The sequence below is a fragment of the Arthrobacter sp. Sr24 genome, from assembly GCF_054511175.1.
The window spans coordinates 1-25,842 of sequence record NZ_JBTNDB010000039.1 but is presented as its reverse complement, the minus strand read 5'-3'; the positions used below and the strand labels follow the sequence as shown (position 1 = coordinate 25,842).

General features: G+C 55.8%; 21 protein-coding genes. 8 read left to right on the top strand and 13 right to left on the bottom strand.

Translation table 11 applies throughout. The features are described from left to right. The 7 genes from ACX80D_RS17025 to ACX80D_RS16995 form a co-directional block, all read right to left on the bottom strand. On the bottom strand, positions 1-951 hold a 951-nt coding region (locus ACX80D_RS17025), incomplete at its 3' end, for a putative transposase (RefSeq protein ID WP_459324056.1). 124 nt (positions 952-1,075) lie between these two features. Beyond that, the gene (locus ACX80D_RS17020) at positions 1,076-1,321 is read right to left on the bottom strand and encodes a hypothetical protein (protein ID WP_459324055.1); all 246 of its coding nucleotides are present in this window, start codon (positions 1,319-1,321) and stop codon (positions 1,076-1,078) included. Further along, positions 1,258-1,653 (bottom strand): nuclease-related domain-containing protein, encoded by a 396-nt coding sequence (locus ACX80D_RS17015; RefSeq protein ID WP_459324057.1) that lies wholly within the window; start codon positions 1,651-1,653, stop codon positions 1,258-1,260. The genes ACX80D_RS17020 and ACX80D_RS17015 overlap by 64 nt, the downstream gene beginning before the upstream one ends. Positions 1,654-2,185: 532 nt before the next feature. Continuing rightward, positions 2,186-3,607, bottom strand: a complete 1,422-nt coding sequence (locus ACX80D_RS17010; protein ID WP_459324054.1) for a DNA cytosine methyltransferase — start codon at positions 3,605-3,607, stop codon at positions 2,186-2,188. A gap of 99 nt (positions 3,608-3,706) precedes the next feature. Further along, complete coding sequence (locus ACX80D_RS17005) at positions 3,707-9,226, bottom strand: ATP-binding protein (RefSeq protein ID WP_459324053.1); 5,520 nt, start codon at positions 9,224-9,226, stop codon at positions 3,707-3,709. Between the two features lie 8 nt (positions 9,227-9,234). Further along, positions 9,235-10,434: a hypothetical protein gene (locus tag ACX80D_RS17000; protein ID WP_459324052.1), complete on the bottom strand. Its 1,200-nt coding sequence runs from the start codon at positions 10,432-10,434 to the stop codon at positions 9,235-9,237. Between the two features lie 269 nt (positions 10,435-10,703). After that, entirely contained in the window at positions 10,704-13,145 is a 2,442-nt protein-coding gene (locus tag ACX80D_RS16995) for a hypothetical protein (protein WP_459324051.1), read from the bottom strand. A gap of 329 nt (positions 13,146-13,474) precedes the next feature. Between ACX80D_RS16995 and ACX80D_RS16990 the strand changes: the two genes are divergently transcribed. Together ACX80D_RS16990 and ACX80D_RS16985 are read left to right on the top strand one after the other, a co-directional pair. Next, positions 13,475-14,299 carry a pullulanase X25 domain-containing protein gene (locus ACX80D_RS16990; protein WP_459324050.1) on the top strand — a complete coding sequence of 275 codons (825 nt, stop codon included), beginning with the start codon at positions 13,475-13,477 and terminating at the stop codon, positions 14,297-14,299. A 144-nt stretch (positions 14,300-14,443) separates the two neighbouring features. After that, on the top strand, positions 14,444-15,001 hold the full coding sequence (locus ACX80D_RS16985; protein WP_459324049.1) for a hypothetical protein: 558 nt from the start codon (positions 14,444-14,446) through the stop codon (positions 14,999-15,001). Between the two features lie 68 nt (positions 15,002-15,069). Here ACX80D_RS16985 and ACX80D_RS16980 read toward each other — a convergent pair whose 3' ends face one another. Next, positions 15,070-17,595 carry an excinuclease ABC subunit UvrA gene (locus ACX80D_RS16980; protein ID WP_459324048.1) on the bottom strand — a complete coding sequence of 842 codons (2,526 nt, stop codon included), beginning with the start codon at positions 17,593-17,595 and terminating at the stop codon, positions 15,070-15,072. Positions 17,596-17,703: 108 nt separating this feature from the next. On the opposite strand from ACX80D_RS16980, the gene ACX80D_RS16975 reads away from it, so the two are divergent. Continuing rightward, positions 17,704-18,672 (top strand): DNA-methyltransferase, encoded by a 969-nt coding sequence (locus ACX80D_RS16975; RefSeq protein WP_459324047.1) that lies wholly within the window; start codon positions 17,704-17,706, stop codon positions 18,670-18,672. Here the strand turns inward: ACX80D_RS16975 and ACX80D_RS16970 are convergent. From ACX80D_RS16970 to ACX80D_RS16960, 3 genes are all read right to left on the bottom strand, one after another. Next, positions 18,650-19,048 carry a hypothetical protein gene (locus ACX80D_RS16970; RefSeq protein ID WP_459324046.1) on the bottom strand — a complete coding sequence of 133 codons (399 nt, stop codon included), beginning with the start codon at positions 19,046-19,048 and terminating at the stop codon, positions 18,650-18,652. The genes ACX80D_RS16975 and ACX80D_RS16970 overlap by 23 nt on opposite strands. Before the next feature lie 160 nt (positions 19,049-19,208). Continuing rightward, positions 19,209-19,595 (bottom strand): hypothetical protein, encoded by a 387-nt coding sequence (locus ACX80D_RS16965; RefSeq protein WP_459324045.1) that lies wholly within the window; start codon positions 19,593-19,595, stop codon positions 19,209-19,211. Next, complete coding sequence (locus ACX80D_RS16960; protein WP_459324044.1) at positions 19,595-19,960, bottom strand: hypothetical protein; 366 nt, start codon at positions 19,958-19,960, stop codon at positions 19,595-19,597. Before ACX80D_RS16960 ends, ACX80D_RS16965 begins: the two co-directional genes overlap by 1 nt. 159 nt (positions 19,961-20,119) lie before the next feature. On the opposite strand from ACX80D_RS16960, the gene ACX80D_RS16955 reads away from it, so the two are divergent. After that, positions 20,120-20,365 carry a hypothetical protein gene (locus ACX80D_RS16955; RefSeq protein WP_459324043.1) on the top strand — a complete coding sequence of 82 codons (246 nt, stop codon included), beginning with the start codon at positions 20,120-20,122 and terminating at the stop codon, positions 20,363-20,365. Positions 20,366-20,580: 215 nt separating this feature from the next. On the opposite strand, the gene ACX80D_RS16950 is transcribed toward ACX80D_RS16955, so the two are convergent. Next, positions 20,581-21,552 carry an NAD(P)/FAD-dependent oxidoreductase gene (locus ACX80D_RS16950; protein ID WP_459324042.1) on the bottom strand — a complete coding sequence of 324 codons (972 nt, stop codon included), beginning with the start codon at positions 21,550-21,552 and terminating at the stop codon, positions 20,581-20,583. Between the two features lie 97 nt (positions 21,553-21,649). On the opposite strand from ACX80D_RS16950, the gene ACX80D_RS16945 reads away from it, so the two are divergent. From ACX80D_RS16945 to ACX80D_RS16935, 3 genes are all read left to right on the top strand, one after another. Further along, the gene (locus ACX80D_RS16945) at positions 21,650-22,231 is read left to right on the top strand and encodes a helix-turn-helix domain-containing protein (protein ID WP_459324041.1); all 582 of its coding nucleotides are present in this window, start codon (positions 21,650-21,652) and stop codon (positions 22,229-22,231) included. Between the two features lie 400 nt (positions 22,232-22,631). Beyond that, entirely contained in the window at positions 22,632-23,315 is a 684-nt protein-coding gene (locus ACX80D_RS16940; protein ID WP_459324040.1) for an alpha/beta fold hydrolase, read from the top strand. A 443-nt stretch (positions 23,316-23,758) separates the two neighbouring features. Then, entirely contained in the window at positions 23,759-24,052 is a 294-nt protein-coding gene (locus tag ACX80D_RS16935) for a hypothetical protein (RefSeq protein WP_459324039.1), read from the top strand. Positions 24,053-24,175: 123 nt separating this feature from the next. Here the strand turns inward: ACX80D_RS16935 and ACX80D_RS16930 are convergent, their stop codons facing one another. Further along, on the bottom strand, positions 24,176-24,454 hold the full coding sequence (locus ACX80D_RS16930; RefSeq protein WP_459324038.1) for a hypothetical protein: 279 nt from the start codon (positions 24,452-24,454) through the stop codon (positions 24,176-24,178). 688 nt (positions 24,455-25,142) lie between these two features. On the opposite strand from ACX80D_RS16930, the gene ACX80D_RS16925 reads away from it, so the two are divergent. Further along, positions 25,143-25,346: a cold-shock protein gene (locus tag ACX80D_RS16925; RefSeq protein WP_038467205.1), complete on the top strand. Its 204-nt coding sequence runs from the start codon at positions 25,143-25,145 to the stop codon at positions 25,344-25,346. The last annotated feature ends 496 nt before the right edge of the window (positions 25,347-25,842 follow it).

Genomic DNA, 25,842 nt, shown 5'->3' with positions numbered 1-25,842 from the left:
ACCACCAGGACCAGTGCCGGCTAGATGGTTTTTTGCCATGGCGGCAATCAACTCACCAGCTTTGCTCCTTTGGGCAAGTTGGTTGATCTTGCGGCGGATGGTCTTTACTTCCGGGGCCCGATCCATGCCCAACACCCGCCCCAGCTCTACCGGGTCAAAGCGGGTCGCTCCCTCGGCCCGGGATTCTCCTGCCAACGCACGCAACACCGCATCGATCAGGACGGTTTCCAGCCCGTAGAACCCGTCCGGCAGCGCACCGTACACGTCCTTCGCACAGGTCAGCAGGCCGGTGGCTTCCAGAGCAGGAATGGCCAGAAACAAGCCGGCATGCCGGGCACCGGTGGCAGGGGCAAAGAACGGGGCAGCGGATTGCAGCAGCCCCGCCCTGGCCGCAGCCCGCTCACTGGCACGATCCATCGGGGCAGGTGTGAGTGGTAATTCCTGCTGGGCGGGTGACTTTTCAACCACGGCGCCAGGATCAGTCGTGGCGGCCTGATCCAGTGGAGTTTCGGTCATGGCCATGGCGCGCCGGACCGTGTCAGTAGAGACCCCTGTCGCTGCCGCGGTTGCTCGCAGGCTCGCCCCACCGGCACGATGAGCACGAATTTCTGCTGCCTTCTCCTGCGTGAGCAGCGAGGGACGCTTGGGCCCCTTCTTCACCGGAGCGAGTCCCATCAATCCGGTGTTTTCAAGGGACTTACGCCAACGCCTCAGCGACTCGGTATTGATGCCGAAACCGGCAGCAACTTCATTGACCTGGGCTACCCCTGTATCCACGAGCTGGGAAGCTGCGAAACGGCGGATTCCGTCCTGCCCCGGCTCCCAGACAAAGGCCAGCTGGCCATTGATGAAGACCTTGCCACCAGCGGTGTTCTCCATCAGTGCAGCACGATCGCCAATGAGCGTGGCGCCGAGGTCGGCCAGTACGGGAAAGTCAGTCTGGGTGGTCATTGAAACCATTGTTTCACCCACCCGCGCCAATAATCATCACGCCTTTATTATCTCACAAAAGGGCGGAAATTAACAGCCAGGGCCAACATGAAAACCCCGTCAATCCAACGAAGTCGAACACCCACTAAATCGCTATGTCAAGAGCCCTGAGGTCCTCGTCTTCCTCGTGGCCCCATGCATCACCTGCAGGCTGGTCGAGGTTCCCCTCGAGGTGGGGAAGGAATCTTTCCATGAATCGCGTAGCCAACGGTACGGTTCCGCCGACTTCCGACTCGATTGAGTGGCGGATACTTGCGGCCGGATGTTTTAGATCTTCCTGATCCAGGAAGATGGCCCGTTGGCTGCCTGATTCGACCCATTCCAGCGACATAGCCGAATAGGGAAGGCTGTCATATAAACGAAGCGGTTGGTCAAAAGTGAGCCCATCTGGTCGGACAGCCAGTTTTTCAATGCATGTGCGGAGCCCTGCGATTGGGCCTGGGGATCCTGAAGTTTATGCCTACCGTCCGGTTCACCCGACGGGAACCACCGCCCGTTCTCATTGGTGACTAGTCCGCCCTTCACCTCGATGACTGCAATTCCGACATCTGGCCACAGGACTAAAATGTCTATCTCATGCTCGGCCCGGCCGTGCCGCAACTGAACGGAATGCGCCAACACGACGTCATCGGGGAGACCCGATCGGCCAGTAGAACATCCCAGACCGCTTTCACGGCAAGCGGGCCCTCGGTGAAGTCAGGGGCGGGAGGGATCAGGCGCATCGTGGCTTCCTCTCAGCTTTGGCGGAGGCAAATCAGAGAGGGGCGAAGCCATTACCGGCATAGTGCAAGTCTAAGCTTCCTGAGATCGCTGCAGAGAATATGACGAAAGACTCAAGGATCCTCTAATGGGCAGTTACTTAGTTCTAGCCGGTAGCGTACTACCGTAGGGGGACGACGATTGTCGAAGACAGCAAACAACCGGATGGGGGAACGATTGGCAGTCATTCGCAGTATTACGCAGGGATCGTCGAATGTAAGTCCGCATAAATCTATGGTGGACGCAACTGTGCAAGTAGTTGAATCAGCGGAACTAGGAAAACTGATTCATTTGGCAACATATGGATCTGACTCGAGACAGTCCGAACCGAAAGTTAGCCAAACAATACAGCTTGATAAGAAGATGGCTATGCAGCTCGCGGAGATCATTGAGGCAACGTTCGGCCCAATAATCTAGAGTGATTTTCGACTCCGGTCTAGTCGCGGATGGCCCCAATGAATGCATCATGTTTAGCGAGCCAGCTTTTAAGCAGCTTGCCAACGGCAATCGATTGCCAAGGCGAGACAGCGTTGCCAACTTGTGTGTATTGGGGCACCTCGAATTTACGACGTGAGGCCCCCGTAGTTTCCTTGCCAACAAATTCAAAATTGTCAGGGAATCCTTGGATTCTGGCTAGCTCACGAACTGTGAATATTCGCGACGCATTTGGGTGAACGTAATCGTCTGGCAAAGTCACCACTGTTCGGGCAGGCAAATCAGCGGAGAGAGCTTTTTGACTGTGCTTCTTTGTGGCAATGCTGACTGCTAATTCGATTAGATCGTCCAGGGACGCAAATTCCTTCAATTTTTTTGGTCTATGTGAAACTTCAAGAGTCACTGGAACCACAACATCTTTGAGCCATTCTTTGGCAACTTGACGAGCGTTTGCCGGATCACTTGCCATAGTTGCGAATAGTCGTTGATCCATGTTTTTTTCGAGGAGCATGCGATAGAATGAAAACCGTGTTACAACACGGTCTGAGTGTGCTCTAGGTGTTTGATTCATTTCTTTTTGCCCAGTTCGCTGGGCGCCATTGTTGACGACAGACTCTGAGATGGACAAGTTCTTTATATAGGTTGTATTTTTGCCGGAACTTGAACCTCCCCAGTCTTTCAAATCAGAAATGGCATCACGAATAGTAAATACTGAGTTGGAGTTAACTGTCGGGGACGGAGCTAGATGAGGGATTTGTGATTGATCCAACTCATCGATGAAGCCTGACTTCCAAATTGTCGTTGATGCCTTTACTTTCAGATCGTCAGCAACGTCTTTACGGAGGGCGATCAGCATGAGTCTGGGCCGATGCTGGGGCGCGCCGTAGTGCATGGCGTTTACGTGAACTGCCTGAACGACGTACTTTGGTCCGATCTTGGCCAGCGCCTGCTGTAACTGTGAGAACGACGACTCTTCTCCAGGGACGAAACTGCGACTCATGCCGACGACATTCTCAATAACGACGGCACGTGGTTTTACGCGCTCGACAAACTTTAGGTACTCCCAGGCAAGACGGTTCCGTATGTCATCCTTTTGGCGTCGCCCAGCCATGGAGAAACCCTGACATGGTGGTCCGCCAACGACGACGTCAATACCTCGTGTTGTGAAGCTCTCCATCACTCCGTCGTTTTCCAAAACCTGAGCAAGCTCATGGGTGATCACTCTACGTTCAGCCTGCTGGCTCAGGCTTAAGTTGAGATGGTTGTCCCATACGGCGGCACTCTTGGCATTAGCGATGTAGTTGTGGTAATAGGTTCTGGCGGCCATGTCTGACTTTTCCACTGCCGCAACCAATTCAAACCCTGATCGCTCTATACCAAGTGACAGGCCGCCACACCCAGAAAAGAGGTCGACAAACTTCATCGGTCGAACATATCTACTAGCATCTTCACATTCTGACAGGCGACATAGCTTCATGTCCAGGAGAAGGACAGAAGCCTTCATATTACACCCTGGAACACGCTAGAGTTCGTAGTAGGGGGTAACCCGGACGAACCAGCCGTCATCCCACCCAAACGACTTGTACAGGACCTCGTGTAGTCCCAGATCTGGGATGCGTTTGACTACGTTTTCCTGTAGCCCGGGCATACCCAGAGCCTCGAGCTCACGAAGTGAGACGCTTGGAACCTTGTGGATGAACCATGTTCGCAGTGGCTGCCCATGATTGACCTTTCCTTCACGGAAATGAGAGAGATATTGCGAAGCAAGCATTATTCCCACTCCAAACTGCCGGCCCTGAAGCATCAGATTCATGAGTACTTCAAAGTCGTACCGCATGATGTTCACTGCTTCATCAACTAGAAGGTACGATCGCACGAATCTTAACTGCGGCTCCGATCCCTGAAAGTCCATGGTTCCTGACCGAAGCATGTGGTCGTAGTAGATGTTCAAGAAGAAGGCGACTAGGGCGTTCTTTGCACGTTGGTCCTGACCCAGTTTGTCCAGAGCCACAACGACCACCTTGCCGTCGAGAAGATTAGAAAAAGGTATGAGACTCTCACTGTTACTGCTGAAGATTTCACCGTATACGAATGAGTCGAGAATCGACAGGACGGAGTCCGAGCCTGCAATCATTGATTCATACCGTGCGTGAACCGCAGCCAGAGTCGGAGGATGGCCCTGATTCTCCGCGAACAGCTCCCTGATAGCACTGTTCAAATTACGAGCCTGAACCGGTCCCACACCGCTATAGATACGTGTCAGCGTGTCAACGAAGGCAGCGGCTTGCTGGTAGGGCTTCCGTGAGTATTCACCTGTTTCCGGTAGGAAGATATTAATGGGTATGTTGTGTGGTTGCAGTACGATTCCACCAACATCCTCCAAGAATTCTTTCCCCTGGAAATCTCCCTTGTAGTCAAGCACAAGCATGGAAGCTGGAACGGAAGACTGTACGTCTAGTGCCTGTTTCCTAATTCCTGAAACCAATGACTTAATCAACTCGGTCTTTCCGGTACCTAAGTCACCGACGATTCCAATGTTGAGTTGATTGAGTTGAGTATTGCTCGGCCAGAAATCTACAGGGGCGCTTCCCAGCGAATCAATCACACGTCCTACTGTGAGACGAATTCCGTCGTGGAGGATCGACTGATCCTGCAAATTATGAGATTGCCCATTAAGAATGGTGGAGTGATCGGTCGTTGATGCGCCGAGGTCAGGCTGAAGATCGGTCCGCGAATTATCGGCAACCGATGTAGCGTCAGGAACATGTGATTTGGGCGGCGTCCCCGAGGGGAAGTCTATTCGAGGGGGTAGGCACTCAGTTTTGATCGCGTCTAAGTGCAGTTCGGGCGTGGGTGAAATTATGAACTTCGACCAATCGGAGACTAGTTGAGAATCGTCCTCATTCAGAGCAGCAAAGACTGCTCCTGTCCGGGCAATAAGGCCTTCGGCGTTGAAGTCGGGGGTGCCGACAGCGCCTATGTAGTATTGGTCATTCCCCGTGTCAGAAAGACCATGTTGGAAATAATTTAGCATTGGTCGACCGGCGGCAACACGAACATGACCGGCAAGAACCCTGGAAATCCGTTGAGCAAGTTGCTTTTCATTGCCCATTGTATTTGGACTCAAACGAGAGGCAGTTTCAATCAATGTGGCAAGGCTATTGCGCCACAATACTGCATCGCTGCCCATGACTGTCGTGGACTGCTTTTCGATTTTCTTCAAAAGTTCATAACTTGCTTTGAGCTGTTCTAATGATTCGTCCAGAGCGGCCGATCCCGGTTTTGGTAGTCTGGTCGTCGTTTCGGTGGCAGCCTTGAGACCGTAGGACTTTATTTCCACTGGTGAGATGAGTATTTCGTCGTCAGATAGTTCGATGTAAAGCAGATCGGCTCGGCGCAGGTCCCTGCCGTGTTCAGATTCATCCGCGAGGACTCTCAAGAAGTAGTCAGCGGCGTCGATTGGCATTACAAGTCTGTTGGTGTTGTCGTCACTCACGCGATCCAAGAGAGCAAGCGAGAGGTAGAAGCCGAGTGCCCCCGCCACATGCGTCCCACCCATCGATATTAATGAGGACAATCCGACGCCACGGCTACCCAAGGTGGACATGACCGTTTTCTTCAGTGAGTCATCTGAATTACCGTCGGTTGCCTTGATCAGCAGCTGTGACAGCTGGTCGCCGAAAGAGGATGGCACTCGAGCGACTGAGATGAATGGGCGCTTTTCTATTAAAGGAACACCAGCTCCGATTTTCTTTTCGAATACCGGAGGACGCCACTCCCAAAGCATCCTGGATCCTGTACTCTCCCCGTCCATTAACTCGGCCATTACAGCTGGGCTAAGAAACGATTCGCCGAAAACAGTCCAGTCAGAAGTTACATCGTCGATGTCTGTCTTCTGCATGCCGGCTTGAATCTTTGGCCCGCCCGCACTGCTCTCTATAGCAGCTAGAGCTCGCGTATACGGACGCCATCCCATATCCAATTCGATGCCAGGTTCACTCGTACTCAACCGCCGGCGGTCAGGGGTGCCTGAGCTTGTTGCAAAGCGTCGAAGTGGAATGTGACCGATGGCACCGGTTCTACTTTCGCCATCTGAAACCCGTATGGCCGTGCCCGTACTTTGGAGGAACCGAATATTACACGTCTGATTCGCCTGCGGGTCAGGCGAATAGCGTGACCAGGTCAAGAGAAGGTCCTTATTGTTCCTTACAATTCGAGTTACCTCGTCCCGGGGAACATGTCCTTCGCGGAGTGCTGAATCATAGACGCGAAGCCCGCCTGGCAGGCCATCTGTCCCCGAGCCGCCCCATTCTTCTGCAATGCGCAGGATTGCCGAGTCGATTTCTTGAATACGACCCTGAATCTTGCTTGAGTGGAGGTCAATCGTCAATGTAGAAACGTGGGGATGCATCTTGCGGAAGGACCGCATTGCTGAGTTTACGGCCATCGAGTTAAGACCGCTTATGGCAGTCCCCGGGGCAGTCATCGTTCCGATCAGGCGAGGTGAAGAGATCTGTCTTGCCTCCGAACTGCCTGCTGGAACCAACATGGACCATCCCAAAAACAGCTGACCATCACCGGAGTCACTCGGAACGGCAATCATCTTTCGGCTGGAGGATTCTCCCGGACCTGTCAGCGGCAGATTCCATCCTTCAATTGACCCCATGAGACTGACGGCGTTTGTGGCTTCAAATAGGGTGGATTCAACACCGGCCAGCCAGGCAAGCCTAAGCGGGTGGAGTGGGCTCAGCAGTACTCCCTGACAACCATGTGAAGTTGTGACATCCCAGATGCTGATGGACATTGGATAGCTGGCCCAAAAAACGAGTTCATCTTCGCCCGTTTGACGAGCGGCTTTTATGAGTGCCACGTAGGCAGAAAGGTACTCCTCCAACTGTTCCGTTTCCCATAGACTGCGGAACGAAGTACGGGAAGGCCATTCGAACTTGGGCCCCGAGCCGTGATCGGATCGAGACATCATTTTCTCTAGATTGAGTGACTTCAGGGCTTCGCGGAGTCGGGTGGCCTCCGCGCCTTTGGTAAATTCGTTGTGTTCAAAGCTGATATATCCCTGTCGGGCCAATGCGTGTCGGGCCTGTGTCGCCATCAGGATCGTGCCATCGTCCTGAGGCCGCAAGTCGTCAAAATCTGATTGCCAATCCGTGGGCATCACTACATGGCCCAAAGCAGAGAATAGATCCGCAGAATTCTGGCTGAGCAACGTGCCAAAGTATTGCTCAGCTCGCCCACGGACCGAATTTTCCGTTTCTGGACCAGGCCTGTTTGGTTGGACTTGTTGTTTGAGCGCAGCCGCAAGAAGTGCCGACTGTTGTCCTTCGCCTGCAGCGACAGGGCGCAACCTAAATATCGAGTCGCCTGCAATGATTTCGCTGTCACCGCTCGGCGTGAAGGGCGATAGGTACAGATGTGGGGAGAATAGAGACGAACTCAGTGGCGTTCCGTCGAGTTCAGTTTGGCTCTGCGTATCCGGATTCCAAACCATGATTAGATATCCGCGAATCTGTGATTTTAGCTCTTCAGCAAATTCGATTGTCCCATCCTGATTTTCGAGTGGGCCAAGATACTTTGGAGAGAAAATTTTGCCTTTGGCTCCACAAGCAGCCACCACTAAGTAGGGAGATATATTCTGAAAAGAATGAAATTGAGAAAATAGCTGTGGGCTTACGAAAGCTGCAATGTTGCTTGATGGCGCCACTTCGACTGATAATGAACCACCTTTATACGGGATGGCGTTGGATCCGCTGCCCATTTTTCTGTTTATGCGTCCATACAGACTGATACTATTTTTATTCAGTTTAAAATGCGACAATGTCCATGAGAAAGTCCCCGCCGGCGAGACATTTACGGTAATCATGGATGTATCACCTAGTTGTACGTCGTTGAGGTGATCGGGTATTTCCAGAGGCACTCGGAGTTCGAGCATATCTGACGTTACGGTTCGTCGTTGTTCCAATCCGCCGCTCGGCAATGGAATCAGGAAGGGAGACTCTGGACCTGCATCGTCGGCAGTCATGCTGAGGCCGTTGGCGTCGAACAGAGCCAGCCTTTGATTCTTTTTTCTCAAACCACCCGGATCGGTGAATTCGTCGTCTGTGAGATGAGAATATGCGTGGAGAAAATCCTTGTTTTCACCTATAAACGAGGTCAGTCCAAGCCAAGCATCGTTTTTTTCGCTTATAGACTCGTTCAGACCGATCGGGTCTAGGAGTGCTAGCGGGTGTTCTTGGGCGTCGGGTAGCCCCTCCGGGGTGTCCAATCGCCGTGATGTGGTACCAAACTTCTCGGAATCTGACCAATAGTCCTGTAAGGCCGCGTTTAGTGTTGCCCCGGCAGCCGGTTTTTGGACCAGATTTCCCTTTGCGGAGGCAGGGCGCGGCAAACCGAAACAGGCATGAGCATATTTTTCTAGGAATTTCCTCAGAGATAAGGGAGTACCCTCTTCCCTAAGACGGTTGAGAACGTTACCGATATTTATCAGTCCAAGATCTGCATGGTCGAACCATGCCGAGTTCCAAGTTCGAATATTGTCAGCTTCGGCCATATGTATTCGTTGTAACAGATGCAAGCAGCTCTGGACAACGGTAGTACTCGCAACAAATTCATCGTTCGAGGGTGTTACTTGCACAAGTCGATAAAGTCTTTGAACAGCAAGATTGGCTAGCCTTTCGAGGGCGACAAGGCCAGCAGCGGCGTCGGGATAACTCTGCCCGAATATCTGACGGAAGACCTGAATGAATGACGACAGATCTGGTTGCCGGCCAACTACGACCGCCAAGTGATTTCCTTGGCGGTACCTGATCGACTCCTTGGCGCTTACGACTGGACAGTTGGCAACGGTGTTGGGTACGGGCTCTGACGACAGTAAGAAAGCAAACTGTGGTGTTGAGGGGCTAAAGGAATTCGCGGCAACGACGATGTCGACGGCCATGGAACGGCTGATGCCGTCGGGCAAATGAACATGCGTAAGTCCAGGTGCCTGAGCAAGCGCTTGTCCGAGGAGGGAGCTAAGTGAAGAATCCATAGATGTCCTTAGAATGCACTTTCAACGATGACAGCATGGTCTGCGTCGGCACTGCCACGTGCTAGACCTGCCTGTTCCAGCAATTCGATAACTTCGGTTTGTTCAGGTCTCATTCCCATCCGAGAAAGATTCCCCAAAACAGTTCCGACATTGCATCGGCCATCAGGGATCCCACAGGCAAGGCTGGCAACGACTGCTATCCATTCCGTGCCAGGCTCCACGACCAAGTAGTTACGGCTCCGAGTCTTTAGTAGCCCGTAGTAGTCGGTGAATGGGCCGCTCTGCTCTCTGACTTGCAGCCCGTATTTCACGGTTTCCCACACGGCTTTTCCCGCCTGCGTCTTGTCATCCAGTATGCTCTTGAGCTCACCTCGATTGCCCACCAAGATTCTCAGAAATTCAATGGCATCAATATCTTGTACGTTGGAGTCTTTTCTGAAGGCTCTTATTTCTTTATCCAAGAACTGGCGAACCTTCTCGCCGCGAGTTATCCGCCACTTGATTTCGGACCCGACATCTCGTACAGAAATGGTGCAACTACTTGACTGCCAGGGCAGCGGACTTGGCACCGATTCGACGAGTTCCTCGAACGAATCTGGCACCTTGTTTTGCACGATAGCTGCCCCGATTGTCTCGTACCACGCATTTTCCCAAAGGAACCCCAGTCCCACACCCAGACGAAGGACTGTGGTCGCCCAGTCAACCCAAACTCGGGACGGTAGTGCTGAAACCCAAGCGTCTGACGTCAGGGCAGTCCAAGATTCTGCGAACCATTCAAACGGTGTTCCGGGAAACTTACCGAGCCATTGATCCACGTTGGTCAGCTCTGGGTGCGACTGACGTAGCCTGACAGAATTCTCCAGCAAGGTGCCCATGACCGCATCATCGATCGCGGCTAGCAGCGGATCGTTCTTTAGCCGAACCTTCGTTGAGGTGAGCCATCGATCAGTGGCAGTCGACTCTGGCAAGGATCGATGCCCCAGCGCATACATGGACTCGATGATGTCTCCAAAGTCTGGAGGCCCAGCCTTGACCAGTATTCCCTTCGGATCCTGCAAAAGTGCTAGAGCTGGACTCAGGGGGCTCGCGGGCTGATTTCCGGTCTTCTCTATGCGGATACCTAGAATGCTCGAAGCTACGGCATCTCCCAGTGTCTTGTCAGTAGCTTCGGTAGACCACCCGCCCGATTCCTTGAGGCGCCGCCCCAAGCTACTGGCCGCGTCTCCTTGCGGACGAGTGGTCCGCAAGCTCAGTGACGTGACGTTTCGAGGAGTGGCGTGGAACATGTAACCTGCGGGCTTTTTCGCCGATGCTGAGTTGTTGCTGTGGTCGTCAACACCTCTTCCTATGACTTTCTCTGGGCTTATGCGTTCGTATGCCTTCCAAGCCAGAGAGGAAAGCAGCGCCTCAGGAACTGAATAGTATTCAGGACGTTTCAGGGGCAGGAGCAATGTCTCTGGTTTCATCTTGCTCCGGGTCATGAATCAGCACCTGTCTTCTGAGAAATTTGGTGCCCGCTTTGTCCGTCGACGATCCTTATCTCAGCATCCGACAGTCGCTTGGAGAGCAGGCGGGAGGCTCGGATTCGTTCTAGTCGTGGTGCAGCAATGTCAACAAGATTCGTGACTCCCGCCCTGTCAGCCACGCAGGCAAGGGCCTCTCGGACGAGGGCAAAATCGAGTGTCATCCGTCCCATGGACTGGCTACCCTTTTGAAAAGTGAGGGTGGTCTGCTCACCTTGCGTGGCGACAGTTTTTAGGTCCAGTGGATCGACCCTGACGGCAAGTTTAGGCTCGGACTGCCTACCTGTAATGGGGTCAGTCCTGCTGTCGAAAAGCGGAAGTAGCGATTCGTTTATCGCATCGTCCGGATTCCGTCTGGGGCGGAGGAGCGTTTGCATTGGAAGTTGAATATGGTCAGGCAAGTGGGGTATTTGCTTGTGGATCTGCACGAGAGTGGCTATTTCCTTGCGGAAAGCGAATATTCCATAAGCCAGAGCATAAAGCCTGTGGAGATATGCGCTATACCATGAAATTAGTGCTATTCGATCCGTATCTTTGATTTGCTTTTCTTCAAGGGCATTCTTGTACGCCTGGTCTACTCTTTTGTCAAACGCAGTAACAACGCTTTTGAACTGTTCGTCCGGAGCGCTCCGGAGTAGAAGTTCAAGTGGCGTCCCCTCGCTGGAGTGAGCTGCGAAGGCGTCTGAGATGGGGGTTGTCCAGCCGGAGTTGACATCATGTGGGAGACGGCCAGGTAGGGCGTCACGGATGGGGTCGACTTTGACCGTATAGCGCAGAACAGGATCGCGAGAGGAATCAACACCGGGGAGAATTTCTTCGCCTGCTCCAAAAATTCCCTGATTGATGCGTAGCTCAGAGAGTTTTCGAAGACGTTGGAAATCCAAAAGCGCGTCCATGCCTGTTGGCTGATTTTCAAGAATAAAATCAATTAACTTATCTCGAGTCATTGTGCTGGGTGCATTGCCCACGAATGCTCGCGAGAATAGTCCCCATAATTCACGAAATGTCATTCGTGATGAATTCATCAGTTCTGAAGAACGTGCGATAGTCAGGAAGGAAGATCGAGCAGTGGGTGAAGACAGTGTTTCTAGGTTGGCAGCTATGGGATCCACAATGTTGGGGTTGTGATCGTTGCTCGGGGATTGTGCGGCTGTGATGGTTTTTACGATACTCATAAGCAGATCACCCGCCGGCATGGTTGAATCCACGATTTTAGGACGGTCCGTAATCGAATGAATTGAATATTTAGTGGCTTCAATGGAGGCGTCATGGGCTATTTTGGTGTCGGGGCGAACTTCGAAGAGCGAACATTCATCGACAAATACTGCGACTACATAGGCTTCTAGATCGTTGTATTTGCGCAGCCAGGCGGAACGGACGAATCTTTTGTCTGACTTTGGTGTAATCTCCCAGCCGGATGAGTCTTGATGAATCGTGCCATCACTCAGCCATCGAATGACGGCTTCACCGGCAAGGCATTCCGTCGAACTCTTGTTCAGTGCACTTATTTCTTCAATCAAGATGCCTCGATTGACGCATGCCATGAAATCGGTCTTGTGTTGTGTGCCTTCGTTATTAGTCATGACGAGATCAATGTCTGCTGCCAGTGGGGCAGTGTCGTTGTCGCCGCTGATCGTTGCGTCGTTGACGACGGTCAAGTCTCTACTTGGTCCATGAAACTGATAGATCCGATTTGCCAAGCCATCGTCAACTTCACGGTCTAGGTCCAGCCCATGAATGGCTCGGGCAGTGGCGTGCGACTTTCCCGCACCTGGGCCGCCTACCAGGAAAAGGAATCTGGGTATGGAGGCGGCGTTAGACTCGTCTCGCAGCCATGTGATCGCCTCCTCCACTCCCGGCGGGCGGCTAGCTACGGGCCACACATCGTCGATGGCATGATCCGGCCGTGCTGCGACGTCAGTTCCACCCGTGGCTCTGTCCCACATATTCGTTACGAAACTCCACAACGAGTGCGAGTCGGGCAATAGTGTTTTTTCCACGGTGCTGGCTCTTTCAATGATCGGCGGTACCCGGTCTTGGCCGTTACTTGATTTGGATACTATCAACGGTACGGACGATTGTCTTCTGGTAGGGGGTCCCGCGTCTCGCGACGATACTTCTGCTGAGATGTATGCCAGAGAAGCACTTCTAAGGGATTCCTGCACATGGCTTCTAGGCTTGTACCCATTGATATAGGCGTGGCCGGCCTCGGCAAGAACATGACTGACGTTGCAGAATTTGAACTCGATGGAGCCCTTGCTGCGCCCCGTTTGCTGCTGCACCGTTCGATTGTGTCCGATTTTGGAGTAGGAGCTGCCTTTAAGCTCTAAGTTGAGCATCGCAAAATAGGCGTCCAAGAGTACGGATGTCTCGGCTTCGCTCCATGCTTTCCTCATGAATCATAAACTACATCCGAAATGCAAAAAGACCGATTCGGTGCTCGTAGTTTCCGTGTCGTTACATTCGTAGTATGCCGGTTAGCGAAAGTGACAAGTCAAATTTCCTTTTTCTGCAATTGTCGGTGATGGGACTTTTCCAGAAAATGAACGTGAGCGGAGTGAGGGATCAGAAGGTGCCTGCGCGACAAAGCTCAAGAGTATGTGTTGAAAAGCGGAGACAGGCAGTGGATGTGTTATGTGGAGACCTCTTCGCGACGCTTCAGCGAAAGGCGACGACTTGCGCGCAAGGTGTTGCCACGTCATCTACTGTCGCGTAACTTCTCCCCGTGCCACAGTTGAAAGGTACCCGCTTCTACAGGAGGACCACTGTGCCCATTCGTAACAACACCAACCGTCGGCTTAAAGAAGTGCTAGACATCATGGCAGCCGGATCGTGGCTGGATGAGAAGCCCAATGGGGGAGTGGTTCTGGCTGAGGCCGTAGCCCGTGTTCCCTTCACCAAGGAAGAGGCTGAGCTCCTCTCTGGCGGGATTCCCCGCGGACATAAGAATCTGACCAAGGCCACGGCAGACCTAGTCAAAGCCGGCTGGATGTCCAAGGGCCGCAGCGGCTGGGAGATCACGGATAACGGACTGCGCGCAACGGTTGCCTTTAACACTGTTGACTTGCTCGCGGATGCTCTGAAGAACGGTACTTTGATTCCCGCTGGCACTCCGCTGCCGGAAAAGCCTGTTGACACGCCTGCGGCTAAGGCCCCGGCAAAGAAAGCGGCTGCCAAAAAGCCGACCACCAAAGCTACCTCCGCCAAAGCTGCTGTAGTGGAACAGACGGAGGAGTCCGGCGTCGTACTGGCGGAGCAACCGTCGGCAGTTGCCCTGGCCGGGACCTTTGGCGAGGCACTCGGTGCGGCGAACTGGGATCCCAGCCACTCCAACGTCCAGATGCAGTTGGACTCTACTGCCGGCGTTTGGCAGCTGTCGGCCGAGCTCCCTGCCGGGCAATACAGCTACAAGGCTGTGCTGAATGGCAACTGGGATGAGAACTATGGTGCCTTTGGCCTGTTGGACGGTGCCAACCACGAGTTTGCACATGATGGCGGACCCGTGACTTTTCACTATAACCACGCCACGAAGGACGTGCTGCGCGGCTGACAATAGTCAGCAGCGGACACCCTGCGAGCTACTTTGTCAGACCCTGCCCGTACGTTGTGAATAGGCCCAGTCCAGCTTGGATTCGGTTGCGGAACCGTTCTCAATGGTCCTGCTGGTTTTTCATCATCACTCGTAGGGAAAATCATGGAGAAGCTCTTAGTTGCCTTGCCATTGGCGGCACTTTTGTTGGCCGGTTGTTCCAGTGCAGCTCCGACCGTCGATAGCGTGGCTGGCGCTGATTCAGCAGTCAACCAGGCTGAGAAGCCCGCTGCAAAGGTTGCAGAAAAGCTGGCGGACCGTTCTGCCGCAATGGGTGGCACGGTCACCTACGAGAGTGGCGTGAAGGTTACGGTGACCTCGCTTGGTCTCCAGCCGGTGAGCCAGTACGCGTACGGTGCCGTTGAAGGTCAGGCTGCTGTTTTTGAGTTGACCATCATGAACGGCAGCCAGGAAGACCTCGAAGCTGCACTCATGTCCATGCCCAAGGTCACTGTTGGTGAGAAGAACACCCAGGTGGATTCCGTGACCGACATGGAGAACAACATCGGCGGCGGCTTGCTCAGCACCATCTTGCCGGGCGAGACCCAGACCATGAAGTTCGGCGCCGGCATTACAGCGGCAGATGCCGGCGCTGTCCGCGTGGAAGTTGACGGCCCCAACTTCATTACCGATAAGTCGGCCATCTTCAAGGGTGCGCTCTAAACAAGCGATTGTTGCCCCTGCTCGCTTCTATTAAGCGAGCAGGGGCTGACGCCTTTCGTGGCTGGCCTTTACTTGGTCAAAGCTGTGGCCAAGTAGGGAGCAGTGCGGCTGTTCTTGGCAGCGGCAACATCTTCCGGAGTTCCGCTGGCCATGATGCGACCGCCAGCAGTTCCGCCGGAGGGGCCCAGATCAATCACCCAATCAGCGGTGGCTACCACATCCATGGTGTGCTCAACCAGAATCACTGTGTTCCCTGCGTCAACCAGACGGTTGAGCTGGTGGAGGAGCAACTGTACATCGGCTGGATGAAGCCCCGTGGTGGGTTCATCCAATAGATACAAGGTGTGGCCACGCCTGGCCCGCTGTAACTCGGATGCTAACTTCACCCTCTGCGCTTCGCCGCCGGAGAGCTCAGTGGCAGGTTGGCCCAGACGAATATAGCCAAGCCCCACTTCACGCAGCGTTTCCAAACTGCGAACGGCCGCCGGGATATCGGCGAGCACTTCAACCGCAGCATCCACGGTCATTTTCAATACATCGTCAATGGTCTTCCCTCGATAACGGACCGTGAGAGTTTCTTCATTGAACCGAGATCCGTGGCAGTCGGGGCAGGGACCGTAACTGCCAGGTAGAAACAGCAGCTCTACTGCCACCGATCCCTCTCCTAAGCACGTTTCACAGCGTCCGCCAGCAACATTGAATGAGAACCTGGCTGCCGTGAATCCCTTGGCTTTAGCCGCTGGGGTGGCAGCGAACTCACGCCTGACGGCGTCGAACATCCCTGTATAAGTGGCCAGATTTGATCGCGGCGTCCGGCCGATAGGCTTCTGGTCTACTTGGACCACGCGGTCAATACCTTCAAATCCAGTGGTGCTCGCTATGGTCAGCTCACTGGGATCCAGCTCAGCGTCCGCTGTTTTCTCATCGCCAGGACCATCTGAGGTTTTCTCAGCGCCTGCCATCCTGCCCAGAACCTGTAACAGTGTTGACTTGCCAGAACCGGAGACGCCGGTGATAGCCGTGAGGACACCGGCGGGAACCCGGGCATCAACACTTTCGAGATTGTGGATGGTGATGTCCTGAATTTCCATCCACTTATGAACGGCACGGCGTTCCTGTGGAGAAGTGCTGGAGTCGGACAACGGAGAAGCGGACGGCGAAGCCTCCCCGGTGAGGAAGGGACGCGTCACTGACTCTTCAACGTCTGCGATGCCCTGCACCGGACCGCTGTAGACCACGCGTCCGCCCCGTTCCCCGGCGAGAGGACCAACGTCTACCAACCAGTCGGCGCGGCGCACCATGTCCATGTTGTGCTCAACAATGAATACGGTGTTTCCGGAGGATTTGAGCTGTTCCAGAACTTCCAGCAGCGGTTCAGCATCGGCGGGATGTAGGCCCGCGGATGGTTCATCCAAAACATAAATGACACCGAACAGCCCAGCTCTCAATTGCGTGGCTATGCGTAACCGCTGCATCTCGCCGGGGGAGAGGGTGGGCGTGCTGCGTCCTAAGCTCAAATATCCCAAGCCCAAAGTCAAGAGGACTTCAATGCGGTGACACAGATCCGAGGCTATTGCCGCAGCAACTGCCTTGCGGCTGCCATCCTCTCCACCAGGGCCGGTCCGCAAAGTCTCTAGAGCCGAGGCGAGGTCCGTCAACGGCAAAGCATTCATCTCCGAGATGGTCCGGCCGCCCACGGTGACCGCCAGTGCCTCAGGCTTCAACCCACTGCCGCCGCATTCCGGGCAAGGGCCGGAGTGCATGAACGCCAGAGCTTTCTCGCGCATGGGTCCGCTCTTTGAATCAGCTAACGTGTGCAAGACGTGGCTGCGGGCGCTCCAGAACTTTCCCTTGTATGGTTTCGCCACTCGATCTCGTTGCGGCGTCACCTCCACGACGGGCTGCTCCTCGGTAAACAGGATCCAGTCGCGCTCCTTTTTGGGGAGCTTTTTCCAGGGAACATCTATGTCGTAGCCGAGGTGGGCGAGGATGTCCCGGAGGTTCTTTCCTTGCCAAGCTTTGGGCCAGGCCGCGATAGCTCCTTCTCGAATACTGAGGCTGGGATCGGGTACCAACAACTCCTCCGTGACGGTATGAGCTGTGCCCAGTCCGTGGCACACCGGGCAAGCGCCAGCCACGGTGTTGGGAGAAAACGAATCGGAGTAAAGAATGCCGGCGCCATCGGGATAGTCGCCCGCTCGGGAGAAAAGCATGCGCAGCGAGTTAGACAGCGTAGTCACGGTTCCCACTGAGGAGCGTGTACTTGGTGTACCTCGCCGCTGCTGCATAGCGACTGCTGGAGGAAGTCCCGAGATGGATTCCACATGCGGGGTGTTGCCCTGTTGAATGAGTCGCCGGGCGTAGGGTGCCACCGACTCAAAGTAACGGCGTTGGGCTTCAGCGAAGATGGTGCCAAAAGCCAAGGATGACTTGCCGCTTCCAGATATGCCGGTAAACGCCACGATCGAGTCCCGCGGAACATCCACATCTACGTTCTTGAGGTTGTTCTCGCTGGCCCCGCGGACTTGGACAAAGCCAACACGTTCTTGGGTAGTTGATAGCACGGGCAGATCTTTTTCGGGGTGTGATGCCATCCTTCGACCCTAGTCCTGATTCTTCAAGACTGCAGTGGCGCATGGCATAAGTGTGAACGAATGCACCCACGTTTCGCCGCATTCCACACGCCCGGTTAGCCTTGATGCATGACAAGCGACGCGAGCGATTCCACCCTGAGCCCTGCCTCGGCGATAGAACCTGCCGGTGCCTGGCACGAAGATGGTGGAAACCTGGTTGCTGAGGGTGACAACCTCTCCTTCCTGCGTACCTTGCCCGATGAGAGCTTCCGGTTGATCTACATTGATCCGCCGTTCAATACGGGCAAAGTTCAAGCCCGCAACAACATGACAAATGTCCGCAGCGAAACCGGATCCCGCGTCGGCTTTCAAGGCCGCAGCTATGAGACCATCAAAGGCCTCACGCTTAGCTACAACGATTCGTTCGGTGACTACTGGGAGTTCCTGGAACCCCGTCTCGAAGAGGCTTGGCGTCTACTCAAAGATGACGGCACCCTCTACCTCCACCTTGATTACCGCGAGGTCCACTACGCCAAGGTCCTGTTGGATGCGCTCTTTGGGCGCGAATGCTTCCTCAACGAAATCATCTGGGCCTACGACTACGGCGCACGTTCGAAAAAGAAGTGGCCAGCCAAGCACGACAACATCTTGGTCTACGTCAAAAACCCGAAAACGTACTACTTCAACAGCACCGAAGTAGACCGTGAACCCTATATGGCCCCTGGTCTGGTCACGCCCGAAAAAGTGGCCCTGGGCAAGCTGCCCACCGACACATGGTGGCATACGATCGTCTCACCCATGGGACGTGAAAAGACCGGCTACCCCACCCAGAAACCACTCGGGATTCTGCGCCGCATCATTCAGGCGAGCACCGAACGCGGGGATTGGGTGCTGGACTTCTTCGGCGGCAGCGGGACCACCGGCGCAGCGGCGCTGGAACTGGAACGCCGCTTTGTCATGGTGGACCAAAACCCCGAATCTATCGCGGTCATGCGCAATCGTCTGGACCCGGAGCAGGTTACCTTTATCAGGCACGAGGCCGGCGTAGAGGTCTCAACTGTGCAGCCGGAAGCCGCTACAGAGATCCCAGCGGGATAAACCACTCCACGGCGAGGTAAATTAGCGCACCGAGAGTCACAACACCGGTGACACAGGCGCCTATCCAGAGTGACCGGCGTCGTGCTTTGACAGCGAAACCGAGCAGGAACGGAAACGCGAGCATGACCAGCGTGACCAGGAAACCTAGAACACCCAAGGTGATGCCCGGTCCGGCGGAGGGGGAATCCGTACTCCCCGTCATGAGGATGAACGAGAGCAAGCCCAGAATAATCGCGGGATAGGCCAGTATCGCCCAGCCAATAACTGTGATGGCAATGGCCAGCCACGGTGGACGGTGCGGCTTAGGGGCTACGGCTGACTGAGCCACCGACGTGGCTAAGCGCTGGGACGGGATCTCACGGTGAGGACGGGGCATGAGCTCATTCTGGCACGCCCGGCTGGATGCGGGCTGGGCTGCGCGTGGGTGCCCGCGGCGAGCTAATAGCTGAAGGAAGTGAAGTGCTCGGGGTATCTGAAGTCGGCAGTGATCACGGCCGGACTGCCGGTGAGGGTGATCCAGTACCTGATGTGGGCAGCTATGCCGAGGCGATGGTGATGAGACCAAACAAGCCAGGAATCGCAGCAAATGCGCCGATGATCCCCCAGGTGGCGCTCTTGCGGTACACAGAGATACCGAGAATGACGGGTGCGCACAGGGCGGAGGCGACTATCAATATGGTCTTTAGTCCCTCGGTCGGATCTAGACCGCCACCGGCGTCGGGGCTCACGCCTAGGGCCACCATGGCAAAGGCCCCGATGACCAGAGCCCCGGGTAGGAGCACTACCCAACCCACCACGGTGAGAATGACGGCCCAGAGAACACTGCCTCTGGTCTGAGTTCCTGTGGCGGCCGTTGCCGCAGCGGGGATTTGTTGTTCCTGTGGGTCTTGTGGGTCTTGTGGGCCGCTCTTCAAGGACGGCATTAGCCGAGGTTGCTCAGCCAGCGGAACACAAAGTACAGCACCACACAGACTGTGGGAATACCGGTGATCAGGGCTGCCCTCCACATGGCCTTCTCCTTGAACCTCACTGCCTGGCCCAGCAGGTGCGGGGTAGCGATCATGCAGAACAGTAACGCCGCACCCGCAAAGATCAGGGCAACGCGGGCCGGAGCAGCCATGCCCTGGGAGGGCTCCATCACCGCGGCAAAAATGAAGAGGGACATCAGCACGATTGGCAGGGCCACAACAGCCCAAGCGATGAGCGAAACCACAGTTCCGGTGAGCGGGGATCGTTCTTGGCGCACGCGATCGCCGGAGGCAGAAGGAAGGCTGGGAGTCTCAGTCATGTTCTAGTTCTACCAGTATCGACTCAGACCAGCATGTGTGTGGGACACCGTGGCACTTAATGTCAGCGAATACTATGGACGCGTTACTCACATACATGTACCCTGCGTCACCGCCTGTGGTGATCCGGGTGGCATTGGATAGATGTTGTAGGCGTTTCCTTGGAAGCGGGCAGCTGTGCTCGCCATGGACATCGGCGCCGAGATCAATTTGCCATTAACGAGGTGGTGGGCATCCGCGAAGACGGCAGCCTCATCCCCTCTGCCACCGTGGGCAAAAACAGGACGTGGTTGGACAGGGCTGACGCCATGATCATTGAGGTGCTGCGTGATTCCTGCGGCAAACCCACCCCTCACCTGACGGGCGAGGCCCTGTCAGGAACCAGCGCTGCATCGGCGCTGCATTGAAACCGGTGACATGAGGTTGCAGTTTTTGGTTGTAGCTCCTGGGCCGCTCCGCCGCAGGCTTTGCCCTGCTCACCGCCCACAGTGCATTGCTGGTGTTTGAGCGGGCTTTCACCGGTCACGATCCTTTGGGGATTGACACGCTGGAGGCCAACTACGGCTACCGCGCCGGGGTTTTCCTCGCCACCTGGTTAGATGCTGCTCAGCTGTCTAGCTCTCTAGCTGGCCGGTTCGGGTTCGAGGTCCAAGTCCGCTCCGAGGCCAGCAGCGTCATGAGCTGCGACGGCCTCTGAGAGTTCTTCGGCCATCATGTCCATATTGATGGTCATGCCGGCAAACGATCCGGCAAGTGCTGCCGCCGGAACCGTGATGCGCATGTCCGTGACATTGCCAGCGACCCACACGCCGGTCACCGCCGTAGCACCGTTTTCATCAGACTCAACCAGCTCACTAAACTCGCTTGATACCGGGACCAAGCCCAGCATGGTGAGGAACGGAGCCCGGGCAACAACTCGCGATTGCGCCGTCAGGGCCTGGACCGGATGAAAGGTGCCGTCTGCCAACTCCACTGATGTGACGGCGTCGTCCGCGCTGTGAATCCGGGCCACGGTCCCCTCAATGACGCGAATTCCGCGCGCGGCCAGCTGCTGGCGTTCGACGGCGGTGGGTTCGGGTGCGCTGTGTAGGAACAGTGTGATGTTGGGTGACCATTGGCGGAAGAGAAGCGCTTGGTGCACGGCTAGGGTTCCGCTGCCGATGACGCCGATCGCCTGATCCTTGATTTCCCAGCCGTGGCAGTAGGGGCAGTGAGCCAGATCCTTGCCCCAGCGTTCTGCCAGTCCGGGGACATCTGGGAGTATATCCACCACGCCGGTAGTGATGAGGATACGCTTGGCGGCCAAGGTGCTGCCGTCCTCTAGTGTGATCTGGAAACCGTCATCCACCTTTGCGGCGCCGACCACGGTTCCCTCCACGATGCTTACGTCATAGGGCTCAAGATCGGCGCGGCCCAGCCGGATCAGCTCAAGGGGCGAAACGCCGTCGCGCGTGAGAAATCCGTGCACGCCCGCAGCGGTTTCATTGCGGGGATGTCCGGCGTCGATGACGGTGACGGCGCGGCGCGAACGGCCCAGTTGCAAAGCGGCGCTGAGTCCGGCTGCTCCGCCGCCAATGATGATTACGTCTTGCATGATGTCCGCCTTTTACTGAGATTGTTTGGTCTTTCAAGCGTGCGCCTGGGGGTGCAGTACTGGCAATGTTTGTTGCTGGAATGGCAAACTGGGTGCCATGAGCAAAGAGACCGAAGAAGTGCTATCCGGTGTAGGTCCGCGGTTGAAGGCGTTGCGTGTGCAAAGGGGGCAGACGTTGGCGGACTTGGCGGAAACTACGGGGATATCTGTCAGTACGCTCTCACGCCTGGAGTCCGGTCAGCGCCGGCCAAATCTTGAACTGTTGCTGCCGCTGGCGCGGGCGCATGCGGTGCCATTGGACGAGTTGGTCGGTGCGCCAGCAACGGGGGATCCGCGGATTCACCTGCGCCCCATGAAGCTCTTCGGGCAAACGATCGTCCCCTTGAGCAAGGGCACAGGAGGGTTGCAGGCGTTCAAGCATGTGCTGGCCGGCGGGACCCAGACGCAACATCCGGAGCCCAAAATTCACGAGGGATATGAGTGGCTCTATGTGTTACGGGGGCAGCTGCGACTGGTTTTGGGCGAGAAGGATTTCATCCTCAAGCAGGGCGAAGCCGCGGAGTTCGACACCCGCACGCCGCATTGGTTTGGCCGCGCCACGACTGAGAGCGTTGAGTTTTTGACGCTCTTTGGCCCGCAGGGTGAACGGATGCATGTCCGGGCAGCGCCAGGACGGTAGGGGGCCGTGGGTGTTTGGGCATCGGTGCGGTGGAGGATGCGTCCGGGGCACTTCAGCTGACGCTATTTTTGGTAAAGATAAGTTGACCAAGAACCCCAACCGATCGTTGGGCGTGGTGGAGAAGAATGTCTCGTCGATGGCGAAGCTCAAGGAGCGGATCATCCACTCATTGAGCTGACAATCGCTCTGGCTTCTGGCTTCTGGCCTCGGGCCTCTGGCCTCGGTCCTCGAGGGGCCAGCATCGCGACATAGCTGCGATGAGGCGAGGGGAGATTTCAGGCGCTCCTCTTGCTCCGTTTTGGTTCCAATAACTGCACGGATCTGGTCCTTGGAGATCAACTGATCCGTGCTGGGCTCTAAGATGGCTCGAAGAGGCAGGACAGGACTCCGAGGAGCTGGCATGGCAGCGATTGTTTTAGTGCATGGTTTGTGGTCCGACGGCTCAAGCTGGTCCAAGGTCATCACAGAGTTGCATGCCCTAGGCCATGAGCCCGTCGCCGCCCAGCTTTCCCTCGACTCCTTTGACGACGACGTTGCCTCCGTCCAGCGCACCATCGCCACAGTTTCGGGACCCGTTCTCTTAGTTGGTTGGTCCTACGGCGGGGCTGTGATCGGGGAGGCTGCCCGCGGCCTTCCCTCCGTAATGGCGCTGGCATACATCGCGGCCTTTGCTCCGGCGGAAGGCGAATCGGTGAGCGGACTATCCCGTAAATATCCCGGTAGTTTGATTCCAGCCCACGTGGTGGTTGCGGGCGATTACACCTATATACAGAGGGAGCACCTTGCAGAGGTGATGGCAGCCGACGCACCCGCCGACGCTGTGGTTGTCGCGGCGGCCACGCAACGGTTTGTGCGGATCGGGCTGGACCGCGTGAAGGTGGGTCCGCCGGCTTGGTTGGATCTGCCATCGTACTACTGGGTCTCGGCAGAGGATCACGCAGTCCCGCCTGCACTGCAGCGCGAGATGGCCGAAAGAATGGGCGCTGTGGTGACCGAGGTTCCCTCAAGTCACGCTCCGTTGCTGTCTCGCCCGGGCGAGGTGGCCGAGTTCCTGGATAGGGCCTGCACCGAGCGGCTCCATTAGCCCCGGGTTATCCACCCAAGGCACAGTGGGGACCCCAACCTGCCCAGTGAAGTTGAAAGAATAGTTAAAATCGAAATCCCGGCCGTTTGATGGGCCCTGCTAAATCGGCCCGGTTAAGAGGGCTCCAGGGACGGCGCCGGGATGGAGGACTTCAGAATTCATAAGGGACCAGAGAACGCCATCCTTGGATCTGCCGCCTCGGGCTCAGCCTAGCCGGCCGGATCCGTCCGGCAATGCCTCGTCTCCGCCTATAGCTTTCGGCTTTCGTGGAGCGGGGAATCCGAGCGATGCGTGCCCGGCGCCCGCTTGTCCTTGGACGATGCCAGCGCCGGCGTCAGCTCATCCCAGTTACCGCGCACCGCTGCACACTTTTCCCGGTTACTCGAGGGCATGCAAGTGCCCAAATCCCGAGGTAATTACTCTTTCCTGCCCGCATCTGCTTTGTGGATTCCGAAGCTACCCACCCTGTGCCGCCCTTTGCACAGGCACTTGCCCAGAAGAAGTTCCGGCAAGTTTCCGAACCCGGCCAAAGTCCCATCAAGCTCCCGTGCGGGACGGTGTCGAGGAGCGTGCTCCTCGACACCGAATTTTTCCCTAGCCTCTTACTTTCGGAACAGCTGCGGCGCCGGGATCTGATGGTCCATGTTCGCATCACCGCGGCACTTGGCCCCTATGGAAATGATGCCGTCACCGTTGCCGGGGTGCGCGCAACGACGTGGCAGAAACTTCCTGTTTGAAGCGCTCGGCACCGTGGCAGATAGTTACGCCGGTGGCGGGCACCAGGGCCACGCCTCGGATTACTTTTCCAGGCGAGGCATCAGAGTTCAAGAGACCCGGGCCAGCGAAGCAGCGGGCCCTTCTCAAGTCCACTTGCGCTCTTGACTCGCGGCGTAGCCTGCACCCATGACGGCCAACGACGCCGGCATCACGGCAGCACCTCCGTAATCAGCTATCCCACCCACCTCGTCACCAATCAACCGCCATCCCGAACTGACATCAACGAGTAGTCGCTGAACATTCCGCTCCAAGAGCACCTCAGCGACCCAGGCAAGGTCAGCGCAGGTGCCACCGCCGCGCTTGGCATCGCGCCGTGCATATATATAAGGACACCTTCGACGCCGGTGACCGACCCTTGGCACGATTCGCCAAGTTGCGTGCGGCGCAGCTACGGCCACGCCCGAACGATCTCAAGATTCAGAAGCGTCAACGCTGCAGGGATTCGCACCGGGATGACCGGGGGACAGTAATGGAGAGGAGCTGGGGAGGGGGAGATTGCGTTGGTCTCTAAAAGAACAGCTTCTATAACAACAGCTTCTACAAGAACAGTAGGTCGGGAAGGTGCTGCTGCCGGTTGACGCCGGGGCGTTGCATCCTCTTGCCGGTCACTCTTGTTCCTAGCTACAGGGATGCCTATTCGCGATACGTCCGCTCTAGGTCAGTGGAGGATTGCAGTCTTCAGAGGAGGATGTGTGATCAATTGGAGCCGCTGTGCCATGTTCGGCCCTCTATTACGCAACATGCCCGGTAAACATTTGGGAAACACTGAGTGACATATCGCAATTCTCTGAGCAAGAACCCCGGAAACTCAACGATTTTTCCTCGTCATTCTCACTAGAAAAGACATTGGGTGATGCACCTCTCAGTAAAAAGTGGCACGACCGCCACAGACATGTATACTTAGATGCAGTTGTAGTGTTGCGTTTTTTGTAGTTGAAGCGACGCCATCCTTTCGAGGAAGACGTCGCTTTTCTGGAGAAGCGGACTTACACCGTACACGGAGGCCCGAAGGTCGGGCGGAATCTCCAACTTCAGAAGGAAATAGAAATAATGGCAACAGGTACCGTCAAGTGGTTCAACGCTGAAAAGGGCTTCGGCTTCATCTCTCCCGATGACCAGTCACAGGACGTTTTCGCGCACTACTCCGCGATCAACTCCTCGGGCTACCGCTCCCTCGAAGAAAACCAGAAGGTTTCCTTCGATGTTGAGCAGGGTCCCAAGGGTCCTCAGGCAGTCAACATCCAGGCTATCTAATTCTAAAGAAAACTTGCGGGCAACCGCATATTCTTTAGGCCTAGCGGCTTGAACACATAAGGTCCGGGTTATCCCGGGCCTTATGTGTTTTTAACAAGTGTTTTTGTTCCCGGGTTCGGCTCCTGGGTTCGGTCCACGGGTTCAGGGTCAGCTGGTTAGCGGCAAAAAAGTGGGGTTAGCGACCAAAATGTGTGGTGGGGACAGCGGCCCAACTGTGTGGTGGGGACAGCGGCCCAACTGTGTGTACAGCCCCAGGCGTGGCAGCGACTTCTCCCGCTCGCATGCGTTCATCCGTGAGCTTTGGTCGTTTAGAACGATCTAAACGACCAAAGCTCACTGTGAGACTTGTTTGTAGCTGGTCTGGGACTGGCTGGCAGGATGGGTGTTGGCCGTTCCGCCCCTGGATGTGACTCTAAAGCTCACTGGCCCTCAGTGTGCCTTTGATCCGATATGTCCATTCAGTAAGGCGGGCCGGCCGGTACTTGTCCGGCCCACC

What these genes read in the sequence shown, in the direction of transcription:
- ACX80D_RS17020 (WP_459324055.1), bottom strand. Translation starts at nt 1,321, where the DNA reads ATGTCGCTGGAATGGGTCGAATCAGGCAGCCAACGGGCCATCTTCCTG.
- ACX80D_RS17010 (WP_459324054.1), bottom strand. Translation starts at nt 3,607, where the DNA reads ATGAAGTTTGTCGACCTCTTTTCTGGGTGTGGCGGCCTGTCACTTGGT.
- ACX80D_RS17005 (WP_459324053.1), bottom strand. Translation starts at nt 9,226, where the DNA reads ATGGATTCTTCACTTAGCTCCCTCCTCGGACAAGCGCTTGCTCAGGCA.
- ACX80D_RS16995 (WP_459324051.1), bottom strand. Translation starts at nt 13,145, where the DNA reads ATGAGGAAAGCATGGAGCGAAGCCGAGACATCCGTACTCTTGGACGCC.
- ACX80D_RS16985 (WP_459324049.1), top strand. Translation starts at nt 14,444, where the DNA reads ATGGAGAAGCTCTTAGTTGCCTTGCCATTGGCGGCACTTTTGTTGGCC.
- ACX80D_RS16980 (WP_459324048.1), bottom strand. Translation starts at nt 17,595, where the DNA reads ATGGCATCACACCCCGAAAAAGATCTGCCCGTGCTATCAACTACCCAA.
- ACX80D_RS16975 (WP_459324047.1), top strand. Translation starts at nt 17,704, where the DNA reads ATGACAAGCGACGCGAGCGATTCCACCCTGAGCCCTGCCTCGGCGATA.
- ACX80D_RS16970 (WP_459324046.1), bottom strand. Translation starts at nt 19,048, where the DNA reads ATGCCCCGTCCTCACCGTGAGATCCCGTCCCAGCGCTTAGCCACGTCG.
- ACX80D_RS16965 (WP_459324045.1), bottom strand. Translation starts at nt 19,595, where the DNA reads ATGCCGTCCTTGAAGAGCGGCCCACAAGACCCACAAGACCCACAGGAA.
- ACX80D_RS16960 (WP_459324044.1), bottom strand. Translation starts at nt 19,960, where the DNA reads ATGACTGAGACTCCCAGCCTTCCTTCTGCCTCCGGCGATCGCGTGCGC.
- ACX80D_RS16950 (WP_459324042.1), bottom strand. Translation starts at nt 21,552, where the DNA reads ATGCAAGACGTAATCATCATTGGCGGCGGAGCAGCCGGACTCAGCGCC.
- ACX80D_RS16945 (WP_459324041.1), top strand. Translation starts at nt 21,650, where the DNA reads ATGAGCAAAGAGACCGAAGAAGTGCTATCCGGTGTAGGTCCGCGGTTG.
- ACX80D_RS16940 (WP_459324040.1), top strand. Translation starts at nt 22,632, where the DNA reads ATGGCAGCGATTGTTTTAGTGCATGGTTTGTGGTCCGACGGCTCAAGC.
- ACX80D_RS16925 (WP_038467205.1), top strand. Translation starts at nt 25,143, where the DNA reads ATGGCAACAGGTACCGTCAAGTGGTTCAACGCTGAAAAGGGCTTCGGC.